Raw genomic sequence first — 7,575 nt, 5'->3', positions numbered from 1 at the left:
TTTTTGTGGGCCACCACAACCCCTCCCCCCCCCTCTATCGCCCGCCCCCCAAACCAAACCACTGTGGGGGGCGGGGGGGGCTGGTTTTTTGCGGGGGGGGCCCCCCAAATGACGCGGTTGGCGGAGATGCTTGCTACGCTCTCAGCTGTCATCGCCCGGCTTGACCGGGCGATCCAGTATTCCGAGAGGGCTGTAGTTCAATCGAGAAGCCGCGGCGTACTGGATTCCCCGCCTTCGCGGGAAATGACAGCGTTGGGTGTGGAGTTACCCCGGCCCCTTCAAGATCTTGAACACGCCATTGGCCATCACCACGCAGCGGCCGTCCACGCTGACCTCCGTGCTCATGAAGATCAGGCTGCGCGTCGAGCGCACCACGCGCGGGCGGGAGATCAGGATGTCGCCGATCTGGCCGGCGTCGACGAAATGGGTGTCGAGCTGCACCGTCGCCATGAACTCCTTGCCCGAGACATAGCGGGCAGTCATGCCGCAGGTACGGTCCGCGAACGTCATCATCACGCCGCCCTGGACCATGCCGCGGCGATTGTGGTGCTTGTCCTCGGTCGCAAGTGCGAATTCGTACTGGCCGTCGACCTTGCGCTCCCACAATGGGCCGATCAGGTGCATGAAGCCCGTGGTCTCCAGGATGGTCCAGCCGTCTGCTTTCAGCCTCGCGGCGGTCTTGTTGGTCATGTCGTCCATTTCCTGAGCGGGTCGTGCGATCTCGTTTCATCGGGGCCGGACGTGGTGTAGTCAAGCATGATGAGACCGTTCGACGATGCCACACGGCGGAATATCGCGGCTGCCTGTGCGGCCTTCACGCGGCTGCCGGAGGATGAGGCGCCGGCGGCGTTGAAGCGTGCCGCTGTGGTGATTGCGCTGACCGCAGCCAGCGAGCGCGATGACACGGCGTTCCTGCTCACGCTGCGCGCATCGCATCTGCACGCCCATCGCGGCCAATGGGCTCTTCCCGGCGGACGCTGCGATGCCGGCGAGACGCCGGTCCAGGCGGCACTGCGCGAGCTCGACGAGGAGCTTGGCCTGCGCCTCACCGGCGCGGAGGTGCTCGGCACGCTCGATGACTATCCGACCCGCTCCGGTTATCTGATCACGCCGGTCGTGGTCTGGGCCGCCGATAGTGCCGCGATCAAACCAAACCCGGACGAGGTCGCCTCCGTCCATCGCATCGCGCTTGCGACGGTCGAGCGCGCCGACGCCTTCGATTTCGTCGCGATCCCCGAGAGCACGCGCCGTGTGATCCGTTTCCATCATCAGTCGAGCTTGATTCACGCACCGACGGCGGCCCTGATCTACCAGTTCCGCGAAGTGCTGGCAGGACGGCACACCCGCGTCACCGAGCTGGAACAGCCGGTACTCGCCTGGAAATGACGCGAGGGGCGAAAACGAGGTAAACGGCGCGTTAACGTGACAGTTACCGGATGCCTGCTAAGAGGGCAGCATGCATCAATCGATTCGAAATGCCGTGAGACTGGTTCCACTCGCGCTCGTCCTGCTCGCGCCTGCCGTGCGCGGCGGCGAATCCGACGCGCTGCCGCCGGCCGTCCGCAATGCCAATGCCCAGCTGTTGTCGCAGTTCTTTGCGCAAGGCGGCGTGTCGCCCGCCGTGCTGGAATATCGCCGCAAGCTGCAGGAGTATCAGGCGGCGCGCGCGGCCTTTGACGAGGAAGCCGGCGCCTATTGGAGTCAGATCTCCGAGAAGCGGAAAGGCCGTAATGCCAAGCGGCGCAGCGGGCAGCAGGTCACGCTCGACGATTACGTGCTGGAGCATCCGCCGCTCTATAACGGGCCGAAACGGCCGGTGAATCCGGAGCCGGAGGAAACCCCGGACCGCCCGACGAAAAAGCCGATCCCGGTGGTCGCCGATCTGCTGCGCGCGGCGCAGGAGCTTTATCAGTTCACGCCACAGCGGCCGGCCAACGAAGTCGAATTCAAGCGCGTCTATGCACGCTACGCGCTGGCCTCGGGGCTGACGCGCGAGCAGGCGGTGCGGGTCTACGCGTTCGAGACCGGCGGCACCGGCAGTTACGACGTGCAGGCGGGAATCGAACATGGCGGCAAGCGCGCCATTTCGACCGCGATGGGCTACAACCAGCTGCTGACGACCAACAGCGTCGAGCTGCTGGCCGAGCAAGGCCATGAATTCATCCGCGCTCTCTCTGACAAGGTGGCGCGGACCTCAGGCCCGGCGCGTCAGTCGCTCGAGCACAAGCTCACTGTGCTCAAGAAAATGGTGGCGCACGCCAAGTCGGTGCCCGACACCTGGTCGGAGCACGAGAAGATCGGCAACACCGCGCAGGGCTGGGCCATGCATGCCATGGTGCTCGACATCGATATCGGGCCGATGCTGCAGACTCACAAGCTGCTCACCTCGGTGCTGTTCGCGCGTGCCAAGGGCTACAACCGCCCGCTCAGCGCGGCCGAGCTCGAGATGATGAACCTCACCGGCGACGGCACCGGCCTCGACATGGTGACAATGCCGCAGGTAATGCGCGAGCAGGTGCCGACTTCGAACTTCTTCCAGCGCGGCGGCTACGAGCGTAACCCGGTCGCGATCCGCCACAACACGGTGGCGAAGCTGCTGGCGGTGACGGATACGAGGATGGACAGCAACAGCAACAACGCCGGCGCGCGCGAGCTGGCGGGGGCGTTTTAGGCGGCGTCGTCCGGCGAAGGCCGGGACCCATCACCACAGGGCATAGTTTGGGAGGACGGTCGTTCGGTACTGCGGCCGTACGCAATCGAGGGATCACGCGGTATGGGTCGCGGCCTTCGCCGGGACGACAGCAGTGTGTGGCGTCGCCGCGACCTCGCCCTACTGATCCGACCCGAACTTGAACTTGCCGTCGCCTTCCAGATACGGGCCGCTGCGCATGTAGAGCTGGCCGTTGTGGCCGAGGAAGAACAGCGTGCCCTTCGGCACCTTCTTGGCGCCCTTCAGAAGTTCGCCGGCATTGCTGGTGCCCATCTTGTAGGAGAAGGTCTTGCCGTCCTTGTCATAGGCGTAGCCGGTGTCGGGCTTGAGCTCCCAAGGTGTTGCAGCGGTCTGCGCCAATGCGGGTGCAGCGAACGCGCCGAGCACGGCCGTCACCAAAAATATCCTTGTCGAAAATGCCATCACCCTATCCTCCCCATCGAGGCTCCCGGCTTGAACAAATCACGAACGGCGCTTTCAGGTCAATTTGCGAAAGCGCCGCAGCGCATCACGTCTTGCCGAGCAGTTTGTGATTTTCCCTTCGTCCCCGCGCGACTATGTTCCGCTTTCCGTCTAGAACGCAATTCGACAAAAACATTGGGTAGGGGATGATTCGAATGAACCTCGTCATTAAAGCTTGCTGGGCCGCCGGCCTGTTGCTGACGGTGCTCGCGCCGGCCGCCCGTGCCGATGATTACCAGCTCAGCCACAACCAGAGGATCTCGTGCAGCCGCGGCCTGGCCCCGGGCAAGCTGAACACCGCGACCTGCAAGTCATACACCTACCTCTTCAACACCAAGACCTCGGAATATTTCCGTTGTCAGGTCTCGCTGGCGCTGACCCGGGACAACAAGGAAGTCATCAACGTCCAGACCGACGGCGGCTGTACCAAGAAGCCGCGCATCTTCGACACCGACGGCCATTACGATTTCGACGCGACCGAGACCGAGCCGCCGAACACCAATTCGTTCTTCGGCCCCGGCGGCTACTCGGTGTGGGCCGCCGACGTCGGCGCGCAGAAGGTGCGCGGCTGCATCATCATCTCCTCCGGCCTCGGCTCCGACATCTCCAAATGCCTGGACATGACCTTCCAGTGAGGGGCTGACCAGACCTGGCTGCGCCACCTCGCCGCACCTGGCGAGTTCCCCAAAAATCGAACCAGCACAGCCATTTACTGCAGTCCTGTTTTGACTTTTGGATGGGTTGACCCGCCCCCCTCATCCGGCCAACTTCCGGCCGGTTTGGGGAGTAGAAAGATCATGAAACGAACGATTTTCGGCGTGGCCGCGGCTCTTGCTCTGGCGGCCTCGGCACCTTGCGCGCAGGCGCAATCCTTTATCAATGTGCTGACCGGTGGCACCTCCGGCGTCTACTATCCGCTCGGGGTCGCGATCGGGAAGATCTACGGCGACAAGATTCCTAACGTGAAGACGCAGGTGCAGGCCACCAAGGCGTCGGTCGAGAATCTGATCCTGCTCCAGCAGGGTCGCGGCGAGATCGCGTTCACGCTGGGTGACTCGCTGAAAGCGGCCTGGGATGGCGACGAGGAAGCAGGCTTCAAGTCCAAGCTCGACAAGCTGCGCACGATCGGCGCGATCTATCCGAACTACATCCAGATCGTCGCGACTGCCGAGAGCGGCATCAAGACGCTTGCGGATCTCAAGGGCAAGAGCCTGTCGGTCGGCGCGCCGAAATCGGGCACGGAGCTGAATTCGCGCGCCATCCTGGCGGCGGCCGGCATGAGCTACAAGGATCTTGGCAAGGTCGAGTATCTGCCGTTTGCCGAATCCGTCGACCTCATGAAGAACCGCCAGCTCGGCGCGACGCTGCAATCGGCCGGGCTCGGCGTGGCCTCGCTGAAGGATCTGTCGACCTCGAGCCCGATCGTGGTGGTGTCGGTGCCGAAGGAGACCGTCGACAAGATCGGCCTGCCCTTCATCGCGGCGACCATTCCCGCCAACACCTACACCGGGCAGGACAAGGACGTGCCGACTGCGGCGGTGGTCAACTACCTCGTCACCAGCTCGGCGGTGTCGGACGATCTCGCCTACCAGATGACAAAACTGGTCTACGAGTCGCTGCCCGAACTCGCCAACGCGCATGCGGCCGGCAAGGAGATCAAGCTCGAGACGGCCGCCAGCGGCAGCCCGGTTCCGCTGCACCCCGGCGCGATCCGCTATTACAAGGAAAAGGGGCTGATCAAGTAACGTCGGCCTCGTTATCGGACGTCATGGCCGGGCTTGTCCCGGCCATCCACGTTCTAAGGCCAGGCGAGAAAGATCGTGGATGCCCGGGACAAGCCCGGGCATGACGGCGCGGATGGACCGTGCCAATGCTATAAGCGCTCGACGATTGGGGATGGGTTGAAATGCTGGAGAAGGCAGAGGGCGCTCAAGAGCCCATCAAGGTCGAGTTCGACAATTTCGAGCACGGTTTTCCGGAAGGCTTTGGCCCGGGCTGGTGGGGCACGCTCGCCTACTGGATCGGCATCGCCTTCGCGATCTTCCAGCTTTATGTCGCGGCCTTCAATTATCTGCCGAGCCAGGTGGTGCGCGGCGTCCATGTCGGCTTCCTCATTCTCCTCACCTTCGGCCTGATCGGCAACTTCACCGCCAAAAGCGATTTCGGCCGCGCGATCGGCTGGCTGATCGGCGGCATGGGCTTTCTGTGCGGGCTCTATCAATGGATCTTCTATGCGGATCTGATCGCACGTGACGGCGATCCGACGCGCCTCGATCTGGTGGTCGGCACGCTGCTCGCCGTCCTGATCTTCGAGGGCACGCGGCGGCTGATGGGCGCAGCGCTCCCGCTGATGTGCGGCGCCTGTCTCGTCTACTGGTTCTTCGGCCAGTATCTGCCGTCACCGCTCAACCATCGCGGCTATGATTTCGACCAGATCGTCACGCATCTGTCGTTCGGCACCGAAGGTTTTTACGGCGTGCCGATCTACGTCTCGGCGACCTACATCTTCCTGTTCATCCTGTTCGGCTCGTTCCTGGAGCGCGCCGGCATGATCCAGCTCTTCACCGACGTTTCTCTTGGGTTATTCGGCAGGACCCGCGGCGGCCCGGCCAAGGTCGCGGTGTTCGCCTCGGGCATGATGGGCACGATCTCCGGCTCCGGCGTCGCCAACGTCGTCACCGTCGGCCAGTTCACGATTCCGCTGATGATCAGGTTCGGCTATCGCCGCGCGTTCGCGGCCGGCGTCGAAGCGACAGCGTCGATGGGTGGGCAGATCATGCCGCCGGTGATGGGCGCGGTCGCCTTCATCATGGCAGAGACGCTCGGCGTCCAATATTCTGAGATCGTGAAGGCGGCCGCGATTCCCGCGATGCTCTATTTCGCCTCCGCCTTCTGGATGGTGCATCTGGAGGCCGGCAAGCACGGGCTCACCGGCATGAAGCGCTCGGAGATTCCGAGCGCCTGGAAGGCCCTGGTGACGCGCTGGTATCTCGTGCTGCCGCTCGCGGCGCTGGTCTACATGCTGTTCGAAGGTTTTACGCCGCTCTATGCCGGCAGCATGGGCCTCGCGCTCACAGTGGCGCTGATCCTTGGCACCGCCATCACGACAGGCGCGTCTTCGATGGCGATCCGCTATGTCTTCTGGATCGGGCTCGCGCTCGTCGTCGCGGCGCTCTCGCGCGACGGCCTTCAGATCGTGCCGGTCGCAGGCGTCGTCGTCGCGCTGATCGTGATCACTGCGTTCGTGCGTGGCGGATTTTCCGCCCTGCGCGCCTGCCGCGATGCCTTGGCTGAAAGCGCCAAATCCGCGATCACCGTCGGCATGGCCTGCGCCATCGTCGGGGTCATCATCGGCATGATGTCGCAGACCGGCGTCGGCACCATCTTCGGCGGCTGGGTGATCGATCTCGGCGAGAAGAGCCTGTTCCTGGCACTGATCATGACCATGCTGCTGTCGATCCTGCTCGGCACCGGCATCCCGACCATCCCGACCTACATCATCACGGCAGCGCTCGCGGCGCCCGCGCTGGCCAAACTGGGTGTGCCCCTGATCGCAAGCCACATGTTCGCGTTCTATTACGGCATCATGGCGGACCTCTCGCCGCCGGTGGCGCTGGCCGCGCTTGCCGCAGCACCGATCGCGAAGGAGAATCCGGACAAGATCGGCTGGGAGGCGATGCGCATCGCGCTCGCCGGCTACGTCATCCCCTTCATCTTCGTCTATTCGCCGGCGCTGATGCTGCAGGGCGGCGATCCCATGGCGGCCAAGCTCGGCTTCTACGGCGCGGTGGCATTGGCGACTGTCAAGGCGCTGGTGGCGATCGCGCTGTTCGGCATGGTCGCGATCGGATTCCTGTTCACGCGCCTGACGTTCCTCGAACGTTTGGTCGCGCTCGGTGCCGCGCTGTGCCTGCTCGGCGACTTCCCGTTCAGCGACACCGCGGGCTTCCTGCTCGCCGCTGCGATCGTGCTGTGGCAGTGGCGGCGGCGGCCGCCGGCGCCGGTCGAGGCGGTGTGAGCCTCTGCCTCGTCACAGCCTCAGGCCTGAAGGCGCTGGCGCTGTCCGCGTTCACACTGGTGTGGACGCATTCGATCGCGAAGGTCGACTGGCAGGAAGACTGGCGCGTCACCCCCGCCGGGCTCGAACTGGTGCAGGCACGCGTGAAGGGCACCGGCCCCGGCATGGAGCCGCCGCCCGAGGCGCGCCTCGTCGACGGCTGGTTTCAATGGAGGCCCGCGCGCGCGCCGATGCCGGAGGTCGTGCTGGGCAATTCGGACGCGGCTGGCGAATGGCGGCTATGCCATGACGGCAAGTGCCGGACGTTGTCCGAGATTGTCGGTCATCCCATTGGTGCTAACGTCACAAAGATGATCGTCTGCAAAGAACAATAATAAGGGAGACA

Annotated in this window: 8 protein-coding genes; 6 read left to right on the top strand and 2 right to left on the bottom strand. The window is 64.1% G+C overall.

What is annotated here, in order from left to right; genetic code table 11:
• Window positions 1–264 precede the first annotated feature (264 nt).
• Window positions 265–690, bottom strand: coding sequence for a PaaI family thioesterase (locus AC0L23_RS09595; RefSeq protein WP_085384272.1), 426 nt, complete (start codon window positions 688–690; stop codon window positions 265–267).
• 66 nt (window positions 691–756) lie between these two features.
• Here AC0L23_RS09595 and AC0L23_RS09590 point away from each other — a divergent pair, with 66 nt between their 5' ends.
• Entirely contained in the window at window positions 757–1,386 is a 630-nt protein-coding gene (locus AC0L23_RS09590) for an NUDIX hydrolase (protein ID WP_085361123.1), read from the top strand.
• A gap of 70 nt (window positions 1,387–1,456) precedes the next feature.
• Entirely contained in the window at window positions 1,457–2,671 is a 1,215-nt protein-coding gene (locus tag AC0L23_RS09585) for a hypothetical protein (protein WP_018453123.1), read from the top strand.
• A 159-nt stretch (window positions 2,672–2,830) separates the two neighbouring features.
• Here AC0L23_RS09585 and AC0L23_RS09580 read toward each other — a convergent pair whose 3' ends face one another.
• A complete protein-coding gene (locus AC0L23_RS09580; protein ID WP_026232467.1) occupies window positions 2,831–3,133 on the bottom strand; it encodes a hypothetical protein in 303 nt (100 codons plus the stop codon).
• Between the two features lie 194 nt (window positions 3,134–3,327).
• Between AC0L23_RS09580 and AC0L23_RS09575 the strand changes: the two genes are divergently transcribed.
• From AC0L23_RS09575 to AC0L23_RS09560, 4 genes are all read left to right on the top strand, one after another.
• Window positions 3,328–3,807, top strand: a complete 480-nt coding sequence (locus tag AC0L23_RS09575) for a hypothetical protein (protein ID WP_018453125.1) — start codon at window positions 3,328–3,330, stop codon at window positions 3,805–3,807.
• Between the two features lie 162 nt (window positions 3,808–3,969).
• Complete coding sequence (locus tag AC0L23_RS09570) at window positions 3,970–4,917, top strand: TAXI family TRAP transporter solute-binding subunit (protein WP_018453126.1); 948 nt, start codon at window positions 3,970–3,972, stop codon at window positions 4,915–4,917.
• A 161-nt stretch (window positions 4,918–5,078) separates the two neighbouring features.
• On the top strand, window positions 5,079–7,190 hold the full coding sequence (locus AC0L23_RS09565; protein ID WP_085384262.1) for a TRAP transporter permease: 2,112 nt from the start codon (window positions 5,079–5,081) through the stop codon (window positions 7,188–7,190).
• Entirely contained in the window at window positions 7,187–7,564 is a 378-nt protein-coding gene (locus AC0L23_RS09560) for a DUF1850 domain-containing protein (RefSeq protein WP_198293337.1), read from the top strand. Before AC0L23_RS09565 ends, AC0L23_RS09560 begins: the two co-directional genes overlap by 4 nt.
• Window positions 7,565–7,575 lie beyond the last annotated feature (11 nt).

It is taken from the genome of Bradyrhizobium sp. MI1.4 (assembly GCF_055811315.1).
This window is presented reverse-complemented; position numbering and strand designations above follow the sequence as displayed.

What these genes read in the sequence shown, in the direction of transcription:
- AC0L23_RS09580 (WP_026232467.1), bottom strand. Translation starts at nt 3,133, where the DNA reads ATGGCATTTTCGACAAGGATATTTTTGGTGACGGCCGTGCTCGGCGCG.
- AC0L23_RS09585 (WP_018453123.1), top strand. Translation starts at nt 1,457, where the DNA reads ATGCATCAATCGATTCGAAATGCCGTGAGACTGGTTCCACTCGCGCTC.
- AC0L23_RS09570 (WP_018453126.1), top strand. Translation starts at nt 3,970, where the DNA reads ATGAAACGAACGATTTTCGGCGTGGCCGCGGCTCTTGCTCTGGCGGCC.
- AC0L23_RS09575 (WP_018453125.1), top strand. Translation starts at nt 3,328, where the DNA reads ATGAACCTCGTCATTAAAGCTTGCTGGGCCGCCGGCCTGTTGCTGACG.
- AC0L23_RS09590 (WP_085361123.1), top strand. Translation starts at nt 757, where the DNA reads ATGATGAGACCGTTCGACGATGCCACACGGCGGAATATCGCGGCTGCC.
- AC0L23_RS09565 (WP_085384262.1), top strand. Translation starts at nt 5,079, where the DNA reads ATGCTGGAGAAGGCAGAGGGCGCTCAAGAGCCCATCAAGGTCGAGTTC.
- AC0L23_RS09595 (WP_085384272.1), bottom strand. Translation starts at nt 690, where the DNA reads ATGACCAACAAGACCGCCGCGAGGCTGAAAGCAGACGGCTGGACCATC.